This window comes from Halorhodospira sp. M38, from assembly GCF_022227985.1.
In the GTDB taxonomy this organism is placed as follows: Bacteria; Pseudomonadota; Gammaproteobacteria; order Nitrococcales; family Halorhodospiraceae; genus Halorhodospira; species Halorhodospira halophila_A.
Genome location: NZ_JAJNQP010000001.1, coordinates 212820 through 236090, shown reverse-complemented (window position 1 = coordinate 236090; position 23271 = coordinate 212820). Strand labels below are relative to the sequence as shown.

The 23271-nt window shown below is 67.5% G+C and carries 22 protein-coding genes; 10 read left to right on the top strand and 12 right to left on the bottom strand.

Annotation, left to right across the window (positions count from 1 at the left end):
* Positions 1–6 precede the first annotated feature (6 nt).
* Entirely contained in the window at positions 7–747 is a 741-nt protein-coding gene (gene phoU, locus LRA98_RS01095) for a phosphate signaling complex protein PhoU (protein WP_201167517.1), read from the top strand.
* A gap of 152 nt (positions 748–899) precedes the next feature.
* On the opposite strand, the gene LRA98_RS01090 is transcribed toward phoU, so the two are convergent.
* The 9 genes from LRA98_RS01090 to LRA98_RS01050 form a co-directional block, all read right to left on the bottom strand.
* Positions 900–2195: an arsenic transporter gene (locus LRA98_RS01090; protein ID WP_238632833.1), complete on the bottom strand. Its 1296-nt coding sequence runs from the start codon at positions 2193–2195 to the stop codon at positions 900–902.
* Positions 2196–2239: 44 nt separating this feature from the next.
* Positions 2240–2749 (bottom strand): CBS domain-containing protein, encoded by a 510-nt coding sequence (locus tag LRA98_RS01085; RefSeq protein WP_238632831.1) that lies wholly within the window; start codon positions 2747–2749, stop codon positions 2240–2242.
* A 151-nt stretch (positions 2750–2900) separates the two neighbouring features.
* Positions 2901–3332, bottom strand: coding sequence for an arsenate reductase (thioredoxin) (gene arsC, locus LRA98_RS01080; protein ID WP_201167508.1), 432 nt, complete (start codon positions 3330–3332; stop codon positions 2901–2903).
* Between the two features lie 39 nt (positions 3333–3371).
* On the bottom strand, positions 3372–3902 hold the full coding sequence (locus LRA98_RS01075; protein ID WP_201167505.1) for a phosphatase PAP2 family protein: 531 nt from the start codon (positions 3900–3902) through the stop codon (positions 3372–3374).
* Complete coding sequence (locus tag LRA98_RS01070) at positions 3887–5092, bottom strand: glycosyltransferase family 4 protein (RefSeq protein WP_274519794.1); 1206 nt, start codon at positions 5090–5092, stop codon at positions 3887–3889. The genes LRA98_RS01075 and LRA98_RS01070 overlap by 16 nt, the downstream gene beginning before the upstream one ends.
* 77 nt (positions 5093–5169) lie before the next feature.
* Positions 5170–6342 carry an ABC transporter ATP-binding protein gene (locus LRA98_RS01065; protein ID WP_238632827.1) on the bottom strand — a complete coding sequence of 391 codons (1173 nt, stop codon included), beginning with the start codon at positions 6340–6342 and terminating at the stop codon, positions 5170–5172.
* A complete protein-coding gene (locus LRA98_RS01060; protein ID WP_238632825.1) occupies positions 6339–8021 on the bottom strand; it encodes an ABC transporter permease in 1683 nt (560 codons plus the stop codon). The genes LRA98_RS01065 and LRA98_RS01060 overlap by 4 nt, the downstream gene beginning before the upstream one ends.
* Before the next feature lie 121 nt (positions 8022–8142).
* Positions 8143–9291: an ABC transporter substrate-binding protein gene (locus LRA98_RS01055; RefSeq protein ID WP_238632823.1), complete on the bottom strand. Its 1149-nt coding sequence runs from the start codon at positions 9289–9291 to the stop codon at positions 8143–8145.
* Between the two features lie 218 nt (positions 9292–9509).
* Positions 9510–9728 carry a helix-turn-helix domain-containing protein gene (locus LRA98_RS01050; RefSeq protein WP_201167496.1) on the bottom strand — a complete coding sequence of 73 codons (219 nt, stop codon included), beginning with the start codon at positions 9726–9728 and terminating at the stop codon, positions 9510–9512.
* 192 nt (positions 9729–9920) lie between these two features.
* On the opposite strand from LRA98_RS01050, the gene LRA98_RS01045 reads away from it, so the two are divergent.
* The 4 genes from LRA98_RS01045 (at position 9921) to trpD (ending at position 14544) form a co-directional block, all read left to right on the top strand.
* Positions 9921–11213 carry an ATP-grasp domain-containing protein gene (locus tag LRA98_RS01045; RefSeq protein WP_238632821.1) on the top strand — a complete coding sequence of 431 codons (1293 nt, stop codon included), beginning with the start codon at positions 9921–9923 and terminating at the stop codon, positions 11211–11213.
* 134 nt (positions 11214–11347) lie between these two features.
* Positions 11348–12406 (top strand): UDP-3-O-(3-hydroxymyristoyl)glucosamine N-acyltransferase, encoded by a 1059-nt coding sequence (gene lpxD / locus LRA98_RS01040; RefSeq protein ID WP_201167491.1) that lies wholly within the window; start codon positions 11348–11350, stop codon positions 12404–12406.
* A gap of 36 nt (positions 12407–12442) precedes the next feature.
* Positions 12443–13435, top strand: a complete 993-nt coding sequence (locus tag LRA98_RS01035) for a zinc-dependent alcohol dehydrogenase (RefSeq protein WP_238632819.1) — start codon at positions 12443–12445, stop codon at positions 13433–13435.
* 26 nt (positions 13436–13461) lie between these two features.
* The gene (gene trpD / locus LRA98_RS01030; protein ID WP_238632817.1) at positions 13462–14544 is read left to right on the top strand and encodes an anthranilate phosphoribosyltransferase; all 1083 of its coding nucleotides are present in this window, start codon (positions 13462–13464) and stop codon (positions 14542–14544) included.
* A 51-nt stretch (positions 14545–14595) separates the two neighbouring features.
* On the opposite strand, the gene LRA98_RS01025 is transcribed toward trpD, so the two are convergent.
* Both LRA98_RS01025 and LRA98_RS01020 read right to left on the bottom strand, forming a co-directional pair.
* Positions 14596–15108, bottom strand: a complete 513-nt coding sequence (locus LRA98_RS01025; protein WP_201167483.1) for a DsbE family thiol:disulfide interchange protein — start codon at positions 15106–15108, stop codon at positions 14596–14598.
* Between the two features lie 103 nt (positions 15109–15211).
* The gene (locus LRA98_RS01020; protein ID WP_238632553.1) at positions 15212–16834 is read right to left on the bottom strand and encodes an alpha/beta hydrolase; all 1623 of its coding nucleotides are present in this window, start codon (positions 16832–16834) and stop codon (positions 15212–15214) included.
* 210 nt (positions 16835–17044) lie between these two features.
* Between LRA98_RS01020 and LRA98_RS01015 the strand changes: the two genes are divergently transcribed.
* From LRA98_RS01015 to LRA98_RS01000, 4 genes are all read left to right on the top strand, one after another.
* Positions 17045–17482, top strand: coding sequence for an NfeD family protein (locus tag LRA98_RS01015; RefSeq protein ID WP_201167477.1), 438 nt, complete (start codon positions 17045–17047; stop codon positions 17480–17482).
* A gap of 145 nt (positions 17483–17627) precedes the next feature.
* The gene (locus LRA98_RS01010) at positions 17628–18830 is read left to right on the top strand and encodes a Na/Pi symporter (protein ID WP_238632554.1); all 1203 of its coding nucleotides are present in this window, start codon (positions 17628–17630) and stop codon (positions 18828–18830) included.
* Positions 18831–18851: 21 nt separating this feature from the next.
* Entirely contained in the window at positions 18852–19532 is a 681-nt protein-coding gene (locus tag LRA98_RS01005; RefSeq protein ID WP_201167471.1) for a phosphate signaling complex PhoU family protein, read from the top strand.
* Between the two features lie 99 nt (positions 19533–19631).
* Positions 19632–19946 (top strand): hypothetical protein, encoded by a 315-nt coding sequence (locus tag LRA98_RS01000; protein WP_201167469.1) that lies wholly within the window; start codon positions 19632–19634, stop codon positions 19944–19946.
* Here the strand turns inward: LRA98_RS01000 and LRA98_RS00995 are convergent.
* The gene (locus tag LRA98_RS00995) at positions 19943–21580 is read right to left on the bottom strand and encodes a glycerol-3-phosphate dehydrogenase/oxidase (protein ID WP_238632555.1); all 1638 of its coding nucleotides are present in this window, start codon (positions 21578–21580) and stop codon (positions 19943–19945) included. The two genes, LRA98_RS01000 and LRA98_RS00995, sit on opposite strands and share 4 nt — an antisense overlap.
* Positions 21581–21760: 180 nt before the next feature.
* Between LRA98_RS00995 and glpK the strand changes: the two genes are divergently transcribed.
* Positions 21761–23257, top strand: coding sequence for a glycerol kinase GlpK (gene glpK / locus LRA98_RS00990; RefSeq protein ID WP_238632556.1), 1497 nt, complete (start codon positions 21761–21763; stop codon positions 23255–23257).
* The last annotated feature ends 14 nt before the right edge of the window (positions 23258–23271 follow it).

Genomic DNA, 23271 nt, shown 5'->3' with positions numbered 1-23271 from the left:
CCGCCGATGACCGACGAGAACCCCACCGAAAAGAGCTTCTTCCAGGAGCACATCTCCCAGCGGTTCAACGCCGAGCTGGAGGCGATCCACGACCGCGTTCTGAGCATGGGCGGCCTGGTGGAGCAGCAACTGGCCGATGCCGTGGCGGCGATGGCCGAGTCGCGGACGGAACTGGCGGAGAAGGTGGTAACCAGTGACTACCAGATCAACGCCCTGGAGGTGGCCCTGGACGAGGACTGCACCCAGATCCTGGTGCGCCGACAGCCCACCGCCTCGGATCTGCGCTTGGTCATGGCGGTGATCAAGACCATCACCGACCTGGAGCGCATCGGCGACGAGGCGGAGCGGATCGGGCGGATGGCGCTGCACTTCCTCGAGCTGGACCGGCAGAACGGTCCGATCGAGGAACTCGGCGAGATGGGCGAGCATGTGCAGGGGATGCTGCGCGGTTCACTGGATGCCTTCGCCCGCATGGATGTCGAGCAGGCCGTGCGCGTGGCGCAGCAGGACATCCAGGCGGACAGTCAGTACGAGGTGATTGTCCACCGTCTGATGGAGCAGATGATGCGCAGCCCGGAGACCGTACCGCGGGTCATGGACGTGGTCTGGACCGCCCGCTCGCTGGAACGCATCGGGGATCGCGCCCGCAATATCTGCGAATACGTGGTCTACTTCGTCCGCGGCAAGAACGTGCGCCACACCAGCTTCGAGCAGATGGCCCAGGAGGCCACCGGAGACCGGCATTAGGGCTACGGCGCGCAACCAACCACCCGGTACCCCCGCTTGGCGCCCCCGGGCCCGTCTGTGCGGGCCAGGGGCGCAGCGCGTCGGCTTGAATAGCGCCCCGGCTTGGTTGGCGCAGTAAAGCCGCTTGAGCCCCGTTTTTCGCCGGTGAGGGCCTAGCCGTGGAGCACCTGAAGCCAGCCGGCGAGGGCGAGGAGCGTGACGAACAGCACCGGCGGGGTGATGACAATGCCGATGGCGAAGTATTTCGCCCAGGTGATGTGCACCCCTTTGCGGGCCAGTACGTGTAGCCAGAGCAGCGTGGCCAGACTGCCGATCGGGGTGATCTTCGGCCCCAGGTCCGAGCCGATGACGTTGGCGTAGATCATGGCTTCCTTGACCAACCCGGTGGCGCCGGACTCATCGATGGAGAGTGCCACCACCATGACACCGGGCATGTTGTTCATCACCGAGGCGAGGAACGCGGCGATGAAGCCGGTGCCGAGCGTCGCCACGACCACGCCCTGGGCGGCGATGACATCGAGCGCGCCGGCGATCTCGGCGGTCAGCCCCTGGTTGCGTAGCCCGTAGACGACCAGGTACATCCCTACCGAGAAGATCACGATCTGCCACGGCGCGTTCTTCAGCACCTGTCGAGTGGCAATGGCGTGGCCCCGGGCGGCAACGGCCAGCAGGATGGCCGCACCGGCGCCGACAATCGCGGAGATGGGCACGCCCATCGGCTCGATCACCAGAAAGGCTAGAAGCAGCAGGGCCAGTACGCCCCAGCCGGCCCTGAACACGGCCGGATCCTTGATTGCCTGACGCGGCTCGCGCAGGCCTGCCGCGGAGTAGACCCGCGGGATCTGCTTGCGGAAGAAGAGCGTGAGCACGGCCAGTGAGGCGAGCACCGAGACCACCGTCACCGGCACCATGACCATCGCATACTGGTTGAAGCCGATATCGAAGAAGTCCGCCGAGACGATGTTCACCAGGTTGGAGATGACCAGCGGCAGCGAGGCGGTATCGGCGATGAACCCCGCCGCGATGACGAAGGCGAACGCCGCACCGGCCGAAAAGCCGAGCGCCAAGAGCATCTCAAGGACGATCGGAGTCAGCATGAGTGCAGCGCCGTCGTTGGCGAAGATCGCCGCCACTGCTGCGCCCAGGAAGATGATAAAGGCGTAGAGGCGCAGGCCGCTGCCCTTGCCCCAGCGCGCCACGTGTAACGCCGCCCATTCGAAGAATCCGGCCTCGTCCAGCAGCAGCGAGATGATGATAATGAACACGAAGGTCAGGGTGGCGTTCCAGACGATATCCACCACCACGGGGACATCGCTTAGCTCGACCACGCCGGTGACCAGCGCCACCAGGGCACCGGCGGTCGCGCTCCAGCCGATGCCCAGCCCCTTGGGCTGCCAGATGACCAGAGCGATGGTGATGACGAAGATCGCGATGGCGGCTAATAGCATGGCTTCCGGTCTTCGGGGTCAGGAGGGTGTTGGGGTGGTTGGGGTCACGGGGATGAGTCGTCGCTGGGCAGATCCCCTTTCATGGGGTTACAGCACTCCGGGTGCTGCGTCAGGCAGCGCATCAGATCGAAGCGCGTGACCATCCCGAGCAGACGTCCCTCGCGGTTGACGACTGGCACTGCATGGATGCGGTGCTCGAGGAGCATACGGGCCGCCACGCTCGTGTCATCCTGCGGGGTGACGGTCACTAGCTTGCGGGTCATGACCTGCTGCGCCGTGCGTCCTTCCACCCGATCCGGCTCGTCGGCAGCGGCGCCGCGCAGGGGGGAGCGGTAGAGGGACTCGACCCACCAGGACTCACGCTGCGGGACCCGCAGATCCGCCATCCTGTGCGTGAGATCGCCGGTGGAGACGATGCCGATCAGGGTTCCCTGCGCGTCGACCACAGCGATGCTGTTCAGGCATTGCGCGAGCATCGCATTCGCCACCTCGTGAATCGGGGTTTCCGGGGGGACCGTGGTCGGCTCCCGGGTCATGATCCGTTCGATCTTCATCGCCTGCCCTCCTGCGGATCGACGCGGCCCATCTCTCCGGTTATCCGGCAAGAGTACGTTTGTCCGTATATCCGGTCAACCGTATATAAACGCGCTTTACGGGACCCCGACAGACCGGGTGCCCGCCAGACCGGTTGCCGCGTGGATTCTCCTAGGTCGTGGAGATCGGATCGGTGAGGAGCGCGCGGACACGCTGCTTGATGTCGTCCCGAACGGCACGGAAGGCATTGAGGATCTCCTCGTCGGTGCCCTCGGCGCGGGCCGGGTCCGGTAGCGGCCAGTGGTGTTTAACAACCCGGCCGGGCACCACGGGGCAGTGCTCGTCGGCGTGTCCGCATACCGTGACCAGCATATCGGCCTGGTTCAGCATATCCTCGGTCAAGACGGTCGAATGTTGGTTGGCTATATCAACCCCGTCCTCGCGCATGACGGCGATCGCGCGGGGATTTTGGCCGTGCGCTTCGATGCCGGCGGACAGCACCCGCCAGCTTTCGTCCGCCATCGTTCGGGCGTAACCTTCGGCCATCTGGGACCGGCAGGAGTTGCCGGTGCAGAGGAAGAGCAGGGTGCGCGTGTTGGTCATGGGCATCCTCCATGGATGGGGGCGCGGTAGCTCCCGAGTCTAAACCACGAACAGCCACAGGCTGCCATGGGCGATCAGGGCGCCGATCAGGGCACCGGCGAGGACGTCCGTCGGGTAGTGGAGCCCCAGGACCACCCGCGAGGCGGCGATGAGCCCGGCGACCGGGATCAGCCACACGGCAAGGGCCGGGTAGTAGGCGCTAGCCAGCAGCGTGAATCCGACCGCATGCAAGGTATGCCCGGAGGGGAAGCTGTAGCGGTCGAGGGCCGGTGTCCCCGGGGTCAGGGAGGGGTCTGCCTCATACGGCCGGAGCCGACGCGTGCCGCGCTTGATGAGCGTGTAGAGCAGGGTGCCGACCAGGCCCGCTGCGGCCATGTGCAGCACCGCAGTCGCTCCGTTGATCCCCTCGATCAGGAGGATACCGGCCATGAGGCCGTACCAGAGCCCACCGTCGCCCAGACGACTCGCCGCGACGAACACCCGGCGCGACAACTGCCGTTGCTGGACCCGGCGCAGCGCCAGGCAGAGAAGCAGCTCCCACTGCTGAAAGCGGATCAGGGCTTGCTGCATAGCGTGACCCCTCCTCGGTTCAGGCCATCGTGTCCCCGCACGGCCTCGGCCAGGATGTGGCCGAAACGCCGAGCGACGTGTTGCCAACTCAGGGATTCAACCCCGGCGCGGGCGGCCTTTTGCCAGCGCTGGCGGGTTTCCGGAGCGAGGAGCGCGGATCCGACGGCGGCCTCGATCCAGCCGCCGGGGTCGTCCCGGGCAACAAGGCGGCCACTGACGGCGTCCTCGACGTGGCGATGGGCAGCGGCGTAGTCGAAGGCGATGACTGGCACCCCGCTGGCCAGTGCCTCGAGCGTCACGTTGCCGAAGGTCTCGCTCAGGCTGGGGAAGAGGAACAGATCCGCCGAGGCGTAATAGCTGGCGAGGTCCGCGCCGCGGCGCACACCGGCGAAGATCAGATCCGGGTGCTGGCGCTGGAGTTCCGCGCGCATCGGGCCGTCGCCGACAAGTACCAGTCTTGCCGCCGGCTGTACGTGCTGGATATGGCGGAACGCCTCGACGGCCAGGCCTAGGTTCTTCTCCGCGGCCAGACGCCCGACATAGAGCAGAACCGGGGCACGGTCATCGGCTCCCCAGCCAGCGCGCAACGTGGCCGAGCGCCGGTCCGGGTGGAAGCGGTGGGTGTCGACCCCCCGGCCGAGGGTCTCGACGTTCCGGTAGCCCCGCTCGGTCAGTGCCTCGGCCAAGCGGGTTTCAGGAACCAGTGTCCGGTCGGTTCGATTGTGGAATCGGCGCAGGTAGCGCTGGACGGCCCCGTTCAGCGGGCCGAGCCCGTAGTGGCTGGCGTAGGTATCGAAGCGCGTGTGGAAGCCGCTGACGGTGGGTAGGCGCAGGCGGGCCGCCGCCCGCTGCGCCGACCAGCCCAGGGGCCCTTCCGTGGCGATATAGACGGCGTCCGGTCTTTGGCTGCGCCAGAGCTCTTCGAGGAGGCGGGGGCGGACGAGGCCGCAACGGACCTCCCGGTAGCCCGGTATCGAAACGCCGCAGACCGGGTAGAGGTTGGTCTCCTGGCCGCGTGGACGCGCCGGGTGGTGGGGCACGATCAGGTCAACCCGGGTCGTGTCCTGTCTCAAACCGGCGACCAGGTGCGAGAGCGTCGTGGCCACCCCGTTGGCTTCCGGGGCGTAGGTTTCGGACACGATGCTCACGCGTTGCAACGGGGCGGGCGGGGGTAAGATCTTTTTGCTCATGGCCCCCGAGTCTGCGGGGGCCATGTTGCAGGGTCGTGATGGCTGCGTGAGCCGGGGATGACAGTGATCCGCCGGCGTCAGGCTGTCCGCAGCTGGCAGTCTGCGGCGCCTTCCGGGGCGGAGTTGGCAGCGGTTGGCTCGTCGCTGTAGGCGCAGGTCCCTTCGGTATCGATGGCCAGCTGCACCGGGCCGGCGGCGTCCAGCGGATGGCGGGAGAAGAACGTCAGCGGCTCATCGCCGAGGCGGCATACCACCCGCCAGTGGTAACCCTCGAAGCAGCACTGCTCCACGGTGGCCGTGACCAGCTGCTCGTCGGCGCGTGCCGGCTCGTCCGCGCGCAGCGGACGGATGGCTTCCGGACGGATGCGGAGCGTGGCTCCGGTGCCGTGGAGCTCGCCCCGGGCATGGCTGCGAACCGTCATGTGCGAGCCGCCGCTGCGGACGCTGAGGCGGCCTTCGCCCTCGCGGCCGAGGATCTCGGCCTGCAGCTGGTTGTTGTAGCCCACCAGTCCGGCAATCCAGGCGTTGGACGGTGACTGGAAGACCTCCTTCGCCGAGCCCACCTGCTCGACCCGACCGCCGCGCATGACCACCAGCCGATGCCCCAGGGCGACCGCCTCGTGGATATCGTGGGTGACGTAGATGGCGGTGGTCTCGAGCCGCTGCAGCAGCTCGGCGAGCTCGATGCGCATCTGGATCCGCAGCTGGGCATCGAGGTTGGACAGGGGCTCATCGAACAGCAGCACCTGCGGGTCCGTGGCCAGCGCGCGGGCGATGGCCACCCGCTGTTGCTGCCCGCCGGAGAGCTGGCGCGGGTAGCGCTGCGCCATGCCGTCCAGGCCGAGCATGCCGAGCAGCTCCGCCGTGCGCGAAGCCCACACGCCCTTGGGCACACCGCGATGACGCATACCGAAGCGGACAATGCGCTCGACGGTCATGTGCGGCCACAGGGCGAAGTCCTGGAAGACCATGTTCACGGGGCGCTGCTCGGGTGGAACGACCGCGCCGGGCCGGGATACGCACCGGCCGCCGATGCGGATGGCCCCCGCGCTGGGCGTGTCGAGCCCGGCGATCAGGCGAAGCAGGGTGGACTTCCCGCAACCGGAAGGGCCGAGGATGGCAACCACCTCGCCGGGGTGGATGTTCAGGGAGGCCTGTCCCAGCGCCGGGACCCCGTCGAAGTGGCGGCTGACGGCGTCTACCTCCACGCCGGCGGCCTGCGCCCGGTTGGCGGGTTTCGTGGTGGTCATGATCGTGATGTCTCCGTCGTGGTTTCGAAGTAGCTACGGAACAGCCGTCGGGCGGTGAAACGGACCGTGACGATGACCGCTGCGGTGATCAGGCAGACCACGACCGTTGCTGCGGTCGCCCATTCGTACTGCACCGTGCGGAAACGCTCGTCGATGATCACGGGGATGGTCGGGAAGCCCGGGGGCTGCAGCATGGTGGTGATGGCCAGGTCGAAGACACTGGTGGCGAAGACGGCCAGGCCGGCGGAGAGCAGGCCGGAGAGGGTCAGCGGCAGGAGGATGGCGCGGATGCGCGTCCACAGGCCGGCTCCCTGGAGTGCGGCGCTCGATAGGAACGATCCCGGCGTCTGGGACATGGCTCCGAGGAGCACGCGCACGGCAATGGGCACGGAGGCCGCCGCCGAACACAGGATGATGGCCCAGGCGCTGCCGTAGACCTGGATGCCGATGTCGGCCAGCCAGCGCTGGTTCCACCAGAAGATGTAGCCTACGGCCAGAACAATGCCGGGAACTGCCAGGGTGACGGTCGAGGCCACATCGATAAAGCGCCGCAGCCGGTGCCCGCTGTAGGCCAGCAGATACGCCGCCAGGAAGCCAATGACCAGGGCGATGGCGGCAGCGGCGAAGGCGATGCCGAAGCTGTTCTTGAGCGCCGGCAGCAAGGCCGAGCCGCTGGATAGCACGGCCTGGTAGTTGGCCAGGGTGAGATTGTCCCAGCTCAGGCCGGCCCCGTAGCGCTCCATGAACGAGACGGAGAGGCTGGTTCCCAGCGGGGCGAAGACCGCCAGGCCGAGGAACGCGAAGGTGATCGCCGAGAGGAGCGGCCAGAACCGGGGCCTGGGGCGCTGCCGCGGCGTTGCCGCCGCGGTGAGGAAATCCCGGCCGCCGCCGCGCAGCACACGGATCTGGATGGCGATCGCCACGGCAACCATCGAGACCAGGACCGCGGCCAGCACGGCGGCCCCCTCAAAAGACACGGGTACGGTCTGGATCTCGGTGCGGATGACGTAGGGAATGAGCGGGAAACGGAACACCGAGATGAAGGCGGCTGGCAGCCCGAAGTCACCGATGGTATCCACGAAGACCAGGATGCCGGCGGCCAGCAGGGCCGGGAGGAGCAGTGGTAGCCGGATGGCGCGGAAAACCGTCCACGGCCGCGCGCCGGAGAGCCGGGCGGCGTGCTCGTACCGGCTGACGTCCCACTGCAGCGCGGCGCTGAAGGCCAGATAGGCCAGCGGGAAGTTGGCCAGGCTCATCACCAGGATCAGCCCCGGCAACGAGAAGATGACGTCCCCGGCCCACGGGATGCCGAGCAGCGAGGCGGTGCCGCCGCTGCGTGCGAAGAGCACCCAGCCCTGGGCGATGATGAACGACGGCATCACCAGGACGAACCAGGCGGAGAAGTCGATCAACCCCGATCCCGGGAAGCGCCAGTGGTGCCGCATCCAGGCGAGTCCGACGCCAATGGCCGCGCCGAGGACCATCGTCCCAAGGCCGAGCAGCAGCGAGTTGCGCACCGCGTTGCGCCAGAGGCTGCGTTCCCACAGGTCGCTGAACAGATCGAAATTGCCCAGCTGCAGGCTGCCCAGGTACAGCTGCGGGAAGGCCAGGTGGGCCAGCATGGCGGCCAGCGGGAGTCCGACCAAAACGATCAGGGCGGCCGTCACCGCCCAAGCCACTGATCGGTCCCCCGGGCCGGAAAGGCGGCGCCACCGCCCGGTCAATGCGGCCCCGCTGCGGGCCGCCTGCCGGGCGATGGTGCTGGTTGCTACCTGAGAGAGTCGAGCTGCCTGCACCGGCTCACGACCCCGACTGGTCGGCGAACCACTGCTTGATCTCGTTCTCGACGTCGCCGGCCCACTCGTAGTCCGTGAACTCGTAAGGGGTCACACGGTCGAGAAACTCGTTCGGCGGCAGCAGCTCGTTGGGATCAGCGCCTTCGACCAGCGGCACGAAGTACTTGTTGCGGTGCTCGATCTGGGTGAGATAGGTCTGGGTGTCCGCCTCGAGCATCCACTCGATGAAGGCCCGGGCGTCATCGGCCACGGTGGTGTCAGCGCTGATCCCGGTGGCGCGGGCGGCCCCGGGGGTGCCCTCCGCGGGGTAGACGATCTCGATGTCGGCGTCCTTCTCCACCTCGCCGTAGGTGTTCGGCTCCTCAAGGCCGGCGACGCAGATGTCCCCGGCCGCCAGGGCTTCGGCCACCGGGCTGTTGGAGCGGTACATGCGGACCCCGTTGTCGAAAACGTCCTCCCAGAAGCCGTAGCCGTCGTCCATGCTCTCCTCGAAGAACCAGGACACGTAGGGGTAGGCCGGGCCCGAGATGGCCGGGTCGGGCATGCCGACCTTGCCCTCGAAGGCCGGGTCGCGCAGGGCATCCCAGCCGAGTTCCTCGACCCGCTCCGTGTCGGCGCAGTTCGGGTTGTAGACCAGGAGCGCCGGGGCGTTGACGGTGACCGGCCACCATGCCGCATCCGGGTCCTGGTCGTAGATCTGGCGGCCCAGGTCGTTGTAGCGAGCCGCGTTGTCCGGCTGCCAGCCATCGTCGAGGAGCTGTCCCTCCTGGTAGAGGCGGTTCACGCTGCCGTGGCCCTGGACGTAGACCACGTCCCACTGCGGGTTGGCGCGCTCCGCCTCGATGCGGGCGAGGATCTCGCCGCCGCTCATGTCCACGATCTGGACCGGGATCCCGGTGTCGTCGGTAAACCGCTCGGCGATGGCATCGCCGTGGTCGTGGAGGTAGACGGTGAGCACGTCGTCGCGCAGCTCGACCTGACCGGCGTCGACGTCATCGGCATCGATCGCGCCGGTCGGGACGTCCTCGTCGCCGGAGCAGCCGGCCGTCATCAGGATACCTCCGGCGATGAGGGCGAGCACGGCGCTGCGCGTACCCGGGTTGGGGAGGCCAATGCGGGCGGCATCATGCCGGGAGGTTTGGGGTCGACTCATGGCGCACCTGTTCAGTTGCGGTAGGAACAGTGCGGCAGTATGGGAGCCCTGTGTTGCGCTTCGGTTACGGCCGGGTAACGGTGGGAAGACGTTGCGGTTGCGGGCTCTTTGCGCGCGGGCATAGACGGCGCGCGGCGTATGCCGGCGCTAGGGGGAGGGGGTGCTGAGGAAAGGGGTGAGCGGCGGACAGCCGTATCGTCCGCCCTGCGCGGGTCAGATCAGAGTGCCGCCCGCTGGGGTTTGACTTGGCGGGGCTCTGCGGGGTAGCCATGGGTCGGGTGCTTACGGCGGGCAGCCGGATAGACTGGGGCCGTCAGCCACGTCCGCAGCGATTGCGGGTGGATCGCCAGCTCGTCGGCGATCTGCTCGATGGTCCAGCCGTGCCGGTACATGCGCAGCGCGGTGTGGTAAAGCTCCGTGGGGCTCTTGCGGGCCATTGCCGAATCTCCTTTGAGTGCGTTTCGTGTCGATCTATTCAGATTAGACGGCAGCCTGGCAGTCTGCCGTGACGTGGCGATGCCGTTCGCGTGACATTTGCATGACGGGCGTTCCGGGCGGGCCCGGTCCGCTATCCTCAGCGAGGCGCGCGAAACCGTGCTGGCGATCTTGGTTGCAGGGGGGAAACCGATATGAAGTTCGGCGTTATCAATCCTCAGCCCTATATGGAGCCGGCGCTGGCGGAGCTGGAGCAGGAACATGAGGCGGTGCGTCTCTACCCTGAGCACTGGAGCGAGGGTGAAATCAGCTCCACGGCGAGGTTCTGCCGGGAGCAGGGGGTCGTGGCTGTTGCCGGGTTCGCGCAGAAGGACGCCTTCCACCATCTGCTCATCAATGAGCGCCTGGGCAACCCAGTCCCTTCGCGGGTGGCCTTCTTCTACTGCATGAACAAGTACCTGATGCGGACCCTGGAGCGGGATGCCTTTTTCTACGCCCCGGTCGACCCGCTTCAGGAGAGTGACGAAGAGATCGCCGCGCGAATCCCGGCGCACGAGTGGCCCTTCATGCTGAAGAACACCTCGCTGTCGCTCGGCCGGGGGATCTTCCGTATCGCCAACCTGGAGCAGCTGCGCCGGGTGCTGGCCGACTACCGGCAGGACCATGAGCTGCAGCGGGCGCTGGCACGGCAGTATGCGGCCTATCTCGAGGGAGTGGCACCGCAGCAGGTGCCGGCGCTGGCACCTCCCTTCGTGGCCGAGCACCTGGTGGATATGAGTCGGGCCACGGAATACTGCTATGAGGGCTATGTCACCGCGGATGGTGAGATCGTGCACTACGGCCTGACCGAGGAGGTCTACTTCTCCAACCACCAGGCACTGGGGTACCTGACGCCGCCGGTTTCCATCAGCCGGGACATGGCCGACACCATCGAGGCCTGGGTCTGCGCCTACATGCGCCGCTTGGTGGCCCTCGGCTACCGGAATCAGTTCTTCAATCTGGAGTTCTGGCTGATGCCGGATGGGTCGTTGCATCTGACCGAGATCAACCCGCGTGCGGCGCACACCTACCACTACAACTACCGCTACTCCTTCGGTCAGTCGCTTTATGGCGACAATCTGCGCCTCGCCGCCGGTGGGCGGCCAGCCGGACCCACGCCCTGGGATCAGTGGCGGCTCGGCGCGCCTCACCGTTACACGCTCATCGTCCTGATCACCGCCCGGGAGCCGGGCCGGGTGGGGGATATCCTCGATTACGATTACGTGGATGCACTGGAGGCCGAGCAGGGCGTTCTGATCCGTCATGTGCGCCAACGCGACGAGGTCATCCGAGAGGCGGAACTGTCCGCCGCAGGCGTGATGCTCCAGCAGCTGTGGATCACCGGTGACAGCTCGATGGAGATCATCGCGCGGGAACGCGAGATTCGCTCGCGCATCTACCGCAACCCGCAGGACGCCGTTGGCTATCCGCCCTTCTGGCGGATCTGATCGGAGCCGGCTGGAGGCCGGGCAACCCGTTCGGTTACGATCCCTCGGCTACAGTGGGGGGCCGGGGCGCGTGCGGGGATCCGGGATGGGCCCGGTCGGGGCCGGCTCCGCGAACACCGCCGCCAGGAGGAAGCATGACCAGCGCCATGACCATCCAGGAACTCGCCGCGCGGGTCGGCGCTCGGGTGGCCGGTGACGGGGACCGCCCGGTCCGCCGTGCCGCCACGCTGCTCGGGGCCGGGGATGATGCCGTAGCCTTCTGCACCAGCCAGCGCCACTTGAGCGACCTGCGCCGCTGCGCCGCGGCGGCCGTGCTGGTGCGCGCCGAATACGAGAGCGAGTGCCCGGTCACCGCGCTGGTGGTGGGCGACCCCTACCTGGCCTTCATCGACGCGGTGGAGCTTCTACATCCCGAGGCGCCGGCGCCGACGGGGGTCCAGTCCGGTGCCGTGGTCTCGTCGGAGGCTGTGCTGGAAGACGGGGTCAGTGTCGGTCCCAACGCGGTGGTCGAGGCCGGGGCGATGCTCGGCGCGGGCAGTACAGTGGCTCCGGGAGCCTTCGTCGGAGCCGCGGCCCGGCTGGGGGCGGGCGGCTGGCTCGGTCCCAATGCGGTGCTCGGTGGCGGGTGTCGCACCGGTGAACGGGTGCGTATCCATGCCGGAGCGGTGATCGGTGCCGATGGCTTCGGTTATGCCCCTCTGCCCGATGGCAAGGGGTGGCGCAAGGTTCCGCAGATCGGCGCGGTCGAAATCGGCGATGACGTTGAGATCGGTGCCAATGCCACGGTGGACCGCGGGGCGCTTGAGGACACGGTCATCGAGGCCGGGGTCAAGCTCGATGACCACGTCCACATCGCCCACAACTGCCGCGTGGGTGCCCGTACCGTCATCGCTGGCGCCGCAGTCGTTGCGGGCAGCACCATCATCGGACGGGATTGCATGATTGGCGGGCTGGTCGCGATCACCGACAACATCCGCATCGCCGACGGCGTCTCTCTGATGGGGATGACCGGGGTCACCGGATCGATTCGGGAGCCCGGCGCCTACGCCTCGCCGCTGCCGGCGCAACCGGTCCGGCAGTGGCGACGCAACACGGTTCGTTTTACGCAGCTCGACAGCCTCTTCCGTCGTGTCCAGGCACTGGAGGGGCATCGCGGTGGGGCCGCCGAGGAGGGCGGGGGCAGCGATGACTGACCGGTGCCGGCGTCGATGTTGGCGTGCAGTGGCTTGATGCCGGTGCGGGCACTGCGACTCGAGGCGCCGGGGCAGGCGCGGATCGTCGAACAGGCGCTGCCGGCGGATACGGCGGAGGAGGTCGTGCTGCACGTCCTCGCTGCCGCGATCTGTCGGACGGATGCACGCATGTGGCAGTCCGGACATCGAGATCTGGTGTTGCCCCGTGTCCTCGGGCATGAGCTGTGTGTCCGCGGCGAGGATGGGCGTCGCTATGCGGTCTGGCCCGGGGCGAGCTGTGGCCGCTGTCAGGCCTGCCGGTCTGGCGCCGAGAACCTCTGCCGGGCAGTGGCGGTTCTCGGGTTCCATCGTGATGGGGGCATTGCGCAGCGGGTGCGCGTTCCGCGTAGCAGCCTGGTGCCGGTACCGGGGGAGGTGCCGGATGCCGTGGTCTGTCTGGCCGAGCCGCTGGGCTGCGGCGTCAACGCGCTGAACCAGGCCGGGGTCGAGGCGGGGGAGCGGGTGCTGATCCACGGTGGCGGGCCAGTAGAGCTGCTGCTGGCGCTGGCGGCCCGAGCGCGGGGCGCCCAACCGCTGGTTGTGGAGGTCGATGCGGAGAAAGCCGCACTGAGCAGTTGCTTCCAGTCCCTGAGCGGCGTGGTGGTCACGCGGGAGGAGCCCGGGTATGGCTGGGACGTGGCCATCAACGCCACTTCGTCGAGCCACGCCCTGTGTGCGGGGCTTCAGCGGTTGCGCTCCGGGGGGCGATACGTCGTTTTCAGCGGCCTGCGGCAGGAGGCCGGTAGGAACGATCTTTCGCGCCTGAACGAGGTGCACTATCGGCAGCTGCATCTGGTGGGGGCTTTCGGGTGCACGCACGCCTCAGTAACGGAGGCGGTGGACCTGTTGGCCGGGTACCGGATGGCGGCCGGGGCGCTGATCGAGGCGGTGATATCCCTGGAGGAGAGCCCGGACGCCCTGCGTCGAGTGGGGCAGGGGGGTGTTCTGCGTTTTGTCGTGCGCCCGGAGGGGGCCGGTTACCAGGCTTGAAAGGCAACCGCTACAGGGAATCAGTTATGTCCAGTGAAGAAGAAGCACTGCGGGGCTTCGGAAAGATAATCAGCCGGGTGGCCCGTGGGGAGGAGCTGTCCCGGGAAGAGGCTGCGGACGCTTATCGGCAGGTCATCCTGAACGAGCAGCCCGAGCTCCAGCAGGGCGCCTTCTTGGCGGCCCATCAGGCCCGGGGACCCACTACCGAGGAGTTTTCCGGGGCCTGGGATGCCCTCGATGCCCACGATACGGTGAAGATTCACCCGCGGGTGGACGGCCCTGTGGGCGACATCGTCGGCACTGGCTCCGACTCCCTGAAGACGGTCAACGCATCGACCCCTGCGGCCCTGATCGCCGCCGCCTGTGGATTACCGGTGGCCAAGAAGGGGGCGCGACTGGTCACCGGGGTATCCGGCGCATCCGACGTCCTAGAGCGCCTCGGCGTAGACCTGGAGGCCCCGATGGCGCGGGCCGAGGCCTGCCTGGAGGCCCACGGCATTGGCTATTTGCCCGGCGAGGCGTTCCTGCGGTCTGGATGGGCGCGGCTGATCCAGCGCATGCGCTTTACGTCGGCGTTCAACATTGTCGGCCCGCTGGCCATGCCCTGTGCCCGTACCAGTCATATCGTGATCGGGGCCTATTCGCCCGGGGTGTGCGATCAGCTGGTGGCGATCCTGCGCGAGATCGGTATGCAGGCGGCGCTGGCCCCATTCGGTCGAGCCGAAGGCGAGGATCCGCGGTTCGGCATGGATGAAGTCTCGCCCTGCGGCCCGACGCGGCTCGTGCAGCTCAAGGCTGGGCGGATCGACACGTTCGAGGTGACCCCGGCGGATTTCGGGCTACCGACGCGGCCGCTGGCACAGATCGCCAGCAGTAATCGCGCCGAGGATAACGCGCAGCGCATCCTGGCGACCCTTGAAGGCCGCTACGATACGCCGGAGGCCGATTTCTTCGCCATGAATGCGGCCGCGTTGCTCTGGCTCGCCGACCGGGCCCCAAGCCCGGCACGGGCCACGGAACAGGCCAAGGAGGCACTGGCCACCGGGGGCGCACTCAAGAAGCTCGACGCGCTGCGTCGCGTCCAGGGAGGGGTCGGGGCGGTGGCGTAAGTGGGTGGCGCTGGGCCACGGCCATCCGCGGCCGTGGCCCAGCGCTGCGGTTCAATCAACCAGCGAGAGGATCTCCTCTTCCACCACCTCCTCATCGAGCGGCCCGATCTCCTTGTAGGTGATGGTGCCGTCCTCATCCAGTACGTAGGTCTCCGGGGTGGCGTAGACGCCCCACTCCATACCCGCCTCGCCCTCGGGGTCGTGGGCGATGCGATCGTAGGGATCACCGCGCACCCGGAGATACTGCAGGGCCTGCGCGCGGTCGTCGCGGTAGTTAAAGGCGTAGACCTTGACCCCGTGCTCCGAGAGGCGTTCAAGGTGGGGGAAGTCCTCGTGGCAGACCGGGCAGGTGGATCCCCACACGTGGACGACAGCCACGTCGCCGACGAAATCCTCATGGGTGATCGTCTCGTCCCCATCGTGGAGGTCTTCCAGCTCGAAAGGCGGTGCCTGTTCGCCGACCAGGGGCGAGGGCAGCTCCTCGGAGTCCATGCCCAGGCCGACGTAGAGCAGACCCAGTACCGGCAGGGCGATGGCCAGCGGGATGAGGATGCGCTTGAGCATAGGTAACCTCTCTAAGGCATTCAAAAATATTCATTAAAAGGCGATCCACCCTTGCCTGGCAAGCGGACCGGAACGCCACCGCCGGGTTCCCCGGGCGCTGCCTTCAGCCGCCCAGATGCTGGCGTAGCTGATCCAGATCGTCGCTGTCCCAGCTCTCCGGCTCGGTGAGATCAACCCAGGCGTCGATGTAGTCGTCCACTGCGTAGGTGTGTCCGTAGCCGGCTGGGGCGCCGCCGGCGGCCATGTCCGCGGCCAGCTGAAGCATGGTCACCACCGGGTACCAGCGCAGCTCCGAAGAGACGTCCGGCCCGCGGGGCTCACTCATCCAGTCGGGTTCCCGGTAAAGGATGCTTGGGCTGAAGAAGGTGATCGGATCGCTGGCGTATTGCAGGAAGGCAATCCGGAATGGTCCCCATTCCTCGCCGATGGCATCGAGCCGGGTCTCCTGATTCATGAAGCGGACCACCTCACCATCACGGAACTCCGGCAGCCAGGCCGGCGATCCCTCATCGCGGCGCTCGGTGACGGTTCGCCAGGTCTCGCTGCGAAACGGGGGACCGCTCCAGAGGGCGCCGTCGAAGGGGTCCTGGATGATATCGAAGACGTCGAAGGCGCGATCGGAGTTGAGGGCACCCAGGCTTAGTCCGTGGAGATAGAGCGCCGGGCGATCATCCTCCGGCAGCGTCCGCCAGTGTCCGTAGACGGCCTCGAACAGGGCCCGGGCCATCTCCGCCCCGTATCCCCCCTCCACCATCAGGGCCAGCGGGCTGGGCAGGTAGGAGTACTGCGCGGTGACCGTGGCAATGTCCCCGCGGTGGAGGTACTCCACCGGGTCGGCGGCCGCCGGGTCGATCCAGCCGGTTCCGGTGGGTGTGGCGAGGACCAGCACCGACCGCTCGAAGGCGTCAGTGCGGTGAAGCTCCTGAAGGGCAAGCCGGGCGCGCTCCTCGGGCGTCTCAGCGGCGTTCAGGCCGATATAGATGCGGATGGGCGTGGGGGTCGGCTTATCGAGGAACGACTCGAGCTCCGTCGCCGTGGGGCCCGAGGAGACGAAGCTGCGGCCCTGACGGCCGAGATCCTTCCAGTCGACGAACGAGTCCGGGCTGCCTGCGCGTTCGGATTCACTCGGACGCTCCTGATCCGCCTCGATGAGGGCGTCGACCTGCTGGTAGGAGCTGTCGGCAGCGCGCAGAGCCATGGTGAACAGCACGCCGTCGATCACCGCCCAGAACAGGCCCACGGCGACCACGACCCCGGCCAGTTGCGACACCCGGCGGGGGATGTAACGCTGCAGGCGCTGGGACAGGAAGCGGAAGGTCCCACGGAAGAGCCGGGCCAGGAGCAGGGCGGCGGCAAAGACCAGCAAGGCAACCAGCGCGGCACCGATCGGTGGCAGCCCGCCGGCCGGTTCTAGCTCCATCTGTGCGCGCACCGCATCCTGCCAGCCGGCCGCGCGCCACATGAAGGTGACCGCGACCAGGGCGCAACCGGCCACGGCCAGCCAGCGCACCATGCGCTCGAGCCGCCCGCGCAGCTCGGGGAGTTGCAGGTAGTGCCACAGCCCGCTCATCCCGGCACCAATGGCGTATCCCGCGGTCAGGGACAGGCCGGAGATGGCGCCCTGGAAGGCGAAGGGGCGGGGGACCAGGCTCGGGGTCAGCGAGAAGGCAAAGAACAGGGTGCCGAGCAGCAGGCCGACAGTGGATAAGGGGCCGATCAGTCGCATCAAAGACCTTCGTTGATGAGCCAGGGAATAGAGCCGGCGTCCGGTTTCGGCCGCTCAGGATAGCGTACCCCGGGGTGGGTGCGGCTAGCCGGCGAAAAAATCGCCACCTGCCGCAGGTCCGCACGGGATCGAGGCGGGGCAGGGTTTTCCACAGGGCCTTCCACAGTTTTTGTGGATTAGACTGAAAGTGGCCGCGAGCTGGAGGTGTGCATGTTCGACCCATCCTGGATCTGGCTGGCCGGCGGCATCCTGCTACTCGTGACAGCGGCTCTCTTCGGTGGTCACCTGTTCCTGGTGGATCTGGCCGTGGCCGCCTTCGTTCTGGCGGTGGTGACGTCAGTGAAGGCGGACATGGCCGTCTCTCACCAGCTGCTGATCTATCTGGTCACCACACTGATCCTCTTGCCGACCGGTTACCGCCTTGCGCAGCGTTTTGCCGGGGCCTACGCCCACCGGATGGTCGCCCCGGCCGATGCCTATGCAGGACGATGCGGTGTCCTGGTTCGGCGGGGGCAGGGGATCGGAGTGCTGGTCGATGACGAGGTCTTCCCCGCGCGCGGGGCCGACGGGCAGGAGCTGCGTCCGGGCGATCGGGTGCGTATCGAGCGGATGGTGGGGATCACCGCCTGGGTGCGCCCCTCGGGGTGACCCTGGGCAGGGCGCTCGGCCTATTGGCTGCAATGAAACTGTAACTTGACTGTCATGAGCCGGGTGGGCAGCTTACGGTTCGCCCGGCCGCGGGGCTTCGCGGTGCGTGCCGGGTGACCGTTCTGGACACAGGGGCGACCAGCTGATGGCACAAGGCAAATCAGCCTCCGCTGCCGGGGTGGACCCGGCAGTCGTCCGGCATCGTGAGGTGCCGGCCTGGCTGCGCGGGGTCTATGCCGGGCTCTGTCTGTACCTCTTCCTGGCCGCGCTGAACGTCATCGGCAGCGGGCTGGGGACTTTCGGCGAGGCCAGCGACTTCCTCGTCCGCGCCTTCGAATATGGCGAGAACCCGTTCATCGCGCTACTCGGTGCCGTGCTGGTCACGGCCATCGTTCAGAGTTCATCGTTCACGACGGCGCTGATCGTCACCTTGGTGGCGACCGGCGAGATGACCCTGGGCACGGCGGTGTTCGCCATCATGGGCGCGAACATCGGCACCTCGGTCACCGCCCTCCTCGTGGCGCTGGCGAATATGCGCATCCGCCGGACCTTCCGGCGCTCGTTCACTGCGGCGCTGCTCCACGACTTCTTCAACATCCTCACGGTTGCCGTGCTCTTCCCGCTGGAGTGGGTGACCTCGGCTCTCGCCGTGAGTGGCCGGGGCGTGATCACCCAGACCGCTGCCTGGCTTGCCGAGTTGGTCGGTCTGCCGGAAGTGGCGCGACCGGACAGCCCGGTGGGGGTGGTGACCGCGCCGATCGTGGCCGTGTTCGAGTCGGGCGGGAGTGCGCTGGCGTCGACCGGGGGCACGGAGGGCCTACTGGTGGCTGCCGGCGGCCTGGTGCTCATGTTCTTCGCCCTGGTGCTCATGGTGAAGAATCTCCGCGGGGCCCTGCTGCGGCACATGGACGGTCTGTTCCGTAGCTATTTCTTCCGCACGGATCCGCGCTCCTACGGGATCGGGGCGATCTCCACGGTAATGGTCCAGTCCAGCACGATTACCACGAGTCTGATGGTTCCCCTGGCCGGCGCCGGTGTGGTGCCCATGCGGCGGGTCCTGCCGTTCATGATGGGCTCGAATCTCGGGACCACCGCGACCAGTGTCCTGGCTGCTACGGCCAACCCCGTCTCGGCGGCGCTGACCGTGGCCTTCGTGCACGTGCTGTTCAATCTGTTGGGCACGGCGATCTGGTATCCGTTACGCTATATACCGATCCGCATGGCCAGCTGGTACGGCCGCCTGGCCGGGCGCAGCATGCCGTACGCGTTCCTGTTCCTGTTCTTGGTATTCTTGGTGCTGCCGCTTGTCGGGCTGGCAGTCACCGAGGTGTTGCTCATTCACCGTTAAACGCTCCCACCGGAGATGGCGATGTTCCGCGAGATCCTCAGTGCCTTTGCCCGAGAGACGGCCGTCGACCGTGCCTTTGCGGAGCTGGAAGCCATGCTCCAGGACGGGGCGTGGATGTTCGAGCGGGCCAACGAGGTGCTGCACAGTCGGGTACCGGCGGAAAAGGCCGAGGACGCGATCTATGAGCGGGATCGGCGGATCAACGCCCGCGAGCGCTCGGTCCGCCGCAAGCTCCTCCGCCACCTGACGGTGAACCCCGGCTACGATGTCCCCGTTTGTCTGGCGCTACTGAGTGTCTCCAGGGATGCGGAGCGCATCGGCGACTACTGCAAGAACGTCTTTGAAATCGGGCGCTTCTACACACGGGGCTTCCACGTTGCGAAGTACCACCAGCCCCTGGAGGAGATCGAAGGGGAGTTAGGCGGGATTTTTCGCACGTTGGCCTCGGCGTGCCGGGATCCGGACCAGCAGGAGGCCGCCCGTGAGCGCCGCGAGCAGGCGCGGGATATCCAGCGCCGCTGCGATCAGCTCATCGAGGAGCTGTTCGAGGACGAGGGCGAGATCGAATTCCACGAGGCGGTGGCGTATTCGCTGCTCGCTCGCCACTACAAGCGTGTGGCCGCGCACCTGACCAACATCGCCAGTGCGGTGCTCGGCGAGCTGGCCGAGCTGGACTTCGAGCCGGGAACCGGGGGCGACTGATATCCCCCCTGTACCGCCTTCCCGGCCGTGGCCGGGACCGGCTGAGGCCGCTATGATGGGGACCGTTCCGTCCGGTTCAGCGAGAAGGGACGCGCTGCCATGGCCGACCACGGTCTGACCCTACTGCTGCTGATCTTCCTGGCCCACGTTGCCGCCTTCGGCGCGGCCGGGCTGCGCCGGCGCGAGCCTTACTACGCCGCCACGGTTCTGACCTTCACGATCCTCAGTGCATCGGTGGCCGTGCGCCTCTATGCACCGGGGTGGAGCGTGACGGACCATCTACCGCTCTACGAGCTGCTGCGCTGGCTTGCCCTGCCGGCTGCTGCCGTCTCCATCATCTGGACCGTGCTGCGCGTCCGGGCTCGCCGGGCCCAGCAGCGGGCCGCCGCCGAGCAGGCCCGGCCGATCCGCTAGGGTGCCGAGGCGGTCGTCTGCGGGCAGAACCGGCCGATGTAGGTGCGGAATCCTTCCGCCTCTGCTGCCACACGGTCACGGTCCCACCCGAGGTGCGCTCCGGCGATACACGCCGCGCTATCCACCGCATCCAGCCCCGCCGCCGGTCCCAGACCGACCATCGTGCGACGCATCAGGGCGTCGGTGAGCGTCTCGGACATCTCCGTCTCAAAAGCGTGGATCAGCTCCGCGGCGACGGCCCCAGTCTGCGGGCTGAACACCTCCTGCAGTCGAGGGTCCGCGCTCATGCGTGTAGCGATCTGCTCGGCCTTGACGCCGTAGAGCGCCGCCAGGCGTTGGGCCAGCACCGGGGTTAGCCCATGGGCTGCCGCTAGGCGGCGCCGAAACGTCTCCAGGTCCGGGGTCGCAGCTCCCGGGAGAGGCCGCCGGCGCGTCGGGCACGGGGGCAGCTGCCAGCCGCGGGACCGGCCGATCCGCTCCACTACTTCCTCGGCCAGGTGGCGGTACGTGGTGAGTTTGCCGCCAATCACCGACCACAGCCCTGGTGCCTGATCCTCGTGGTCGACGATCAGGTGGCGCCGGGTGATTGCCCCTGTTTCTCCGGCGGCGACGTGGGGTAGGGGGCGCACACCGCTGTAGGCGTACAGTACCTGGCTGCGCTCGAGCCCTGCATCCGGCAGGAGCCGGTTGGTCTCATCGAGGAGGTAGCGGATTTCGTCCTCGGTGGGGGCTGCGGTCCCGGGGTCTGCATCGTAGCGGGTATCGGTGGTACCGATCAGATAGAGCCCGTTCCAGGGCAGTGTGAAGTAGGGGCGCCCATCCTCTCGGGCCTCGGCATAGAGCGCGTGGCCCGGAGCACCGGGGAAGGGGGGGACGACGATGTGCGTGCCCTTGGTGCCGCCGATGCGCCGCGGGAACTCGGGTGCGGTGGCCTCAAGGAGGTGGTCGACCCACGGGCCGGCGACATTGATCACCGATGCGCTTCGCGCCCTGGCGGTTTCGCCGGTGAGCTGGTCCGCGATCTCGACCCCGGTGACACGACCCGTGGCCGCTTCCCGTTGCACCCGCCGCGCCCGGGCGTGGGTATAGACCGTGGCTCCGTGGGCACGGGCGCAGAGGAGATTCTCCAGGGTCAGCCGCTCCGGGTAAGCGACTTGGGCGTCGTAATAGCGCGCGGCGCCGAGTAGGCCCTGCTCGGCCAGACCTGGTTCGACGGCACGGACTGTGGCGCGGTCGTACATGCGGTGGCAAGGCAGGCTTTTGTCCAAGGATAGGAAGTCGTAGGCGAGCATGCCCAGGCGCACCATTCCGGGGCCCCGCCGCTGGCCGGCGTAGAGAGGGATGAGCAGGGGCAGGGGCGTGACCAGGTGGGGGGCGGTGCGCAGCAGGATCTCGCGATCGCGCAGAGACTCCCGGACCAGCCCGATCTCGCCGTGTTCGAGGTAGCGCAGCCCGCCGTGGACCAGGCGGCTGTTCCAGGCGGAGGTGGCACCGCCGATATCGTCCTGTTCCAGGACCAGTACCCGGAGTCCGCGCAGCGCTGCGTCCCGGGCGATGCCGGCGCCATTGATCCCAGCGCCAATGACGATCAGGTCGTAGGGGTGTTCGAGCTCCGCGGGGATCCGTCCACTCATCGGGCTGGCTCCTCGGTTGCAGCGTGGGAATCTGGTTCCACCAGCGTGAACCCTAGCAAGAAAGCGCACAGCAGCGGCAAAGTCTCGCGAGCCTCTTTGCAATCGTCGGCCGGGCAGAGATGATCGGGGCAGCGGCCCGCGCTGAAAGCAGGCCGGGGGACGCAGCGAAGGAGTCGAACCATGCAGCAGCGCTACATCCTGGCCCTGGATCAGGGCACCACCAGCTGCCGTGCGATTCTCTTTGATCAGCGGGCGCAGATCGTGGGCGTCGCGCAGAAGGAGCTGACGCAGTATTACCCGCACCCGGGCTGGGTGGAACACGACGCCATGGAGATCTGGGGCGCGCAGATGGGGGTGGTGCGGGAAGTTCTCGAGGTGCATGGGGTTAAGCCGGCCGAACTCCACGCCATCGGGATCACCAACCAGCGCGAGACCACCGTGATCTGGGATCGCCACACGGGGCGCCCGATTCACAATGCGATCGTCTGGCAGGACCGACGCACGGCCGCCCTATGCGAGTCGCTCAAGGAGCGCGATCTGGAGCGGAAAGTGCGTGACACCACCGGCCTGGTGATCGATGCCTACTTCTCGGGCACCAAGATCCGCTGGTTGCTCGACAATGTCGCGGGAGCACGCGAACGAGCCGAGCAGGGTGAGCTGCTGTTCGGCACCATGGATACCTGGCTGGTCTGGAATCTGACCCGCGGGGCATGCCACGTCACCGACTACAGCAACGCCTCGCGCACCATGCTCTACGACATCCATCGCCTGGCCTGGGACGACGAACTGCTTGAGGCGCTGGCGATCCCGCGGACGCTGCTGCCGGAGGTGCGCCCCTCCTGTGGGCATTTCGGGACCACGGACCCGGATATGCTCGGCGGAGCACAGATCCCCATTGCCGGCATCGCCGGAGATCAGCAGGCGGCACTGTTCGGGCAGGCCTGCTTCGAGCCGGGCATGGCCAAGAACACTTACGGCACCGGCTGTTTCCTGCTGATGCATACCGGTGAGCAACCCGCGGTCTCGGAGTCGGGCCTGCTCACCACCATCGCCTGGGGCATTGACGGTCGGGTGGAGTACGCCCTCGAGGGGGCGATCTTCATCGCCGGCGCCGCCATCCAGTGGCTGCGCGACGAGTTGAAGCTGATCGACTCGGCGGAGGATTCGGAGTACTTCGCCGGCAAGGTGCCAGACGCCGGTGGGGTCTACGTCGTACCGGCTTTCGCTGGGCTCGGTGCCCCGTACTGGGACATGTACGCCCGGGGCGCGATCTTCGGGCTGACGCGGGGGACGCGGAAGGAGCATGTCACCCGCGCGACCCTGGATGCGCTGGCCTATCAGACCCGGGACGTGATCGATGCCATGGGGCGTGACTCCGGGCTGCCGCTCAAGGGGCTCCGAGTCGACGGCGGGGCCGTGGCCAACAACGTGCTGATGCAGTTCCAGGCCGACGTGCTGGGGGTGCGGGTGGAGCGGCCCGAGATCACCGAAACCACCGCCCTCGGAGCCGCTTACCTGGCGGGTATTAACGCGGGCGTCTGGGATCAGGGGAGCGTGGCCCGCCAGGTGGCTTTGGAGCGGGTCTTCGAACCGTCGATGGCGGAGGAGGAACGTGATCGACTCTACAGCGGTTGGCAAAAGGCTGTGCGCCGGAGCATGGACTGGGAGCGAACGTAGCATGACCGCCCCGT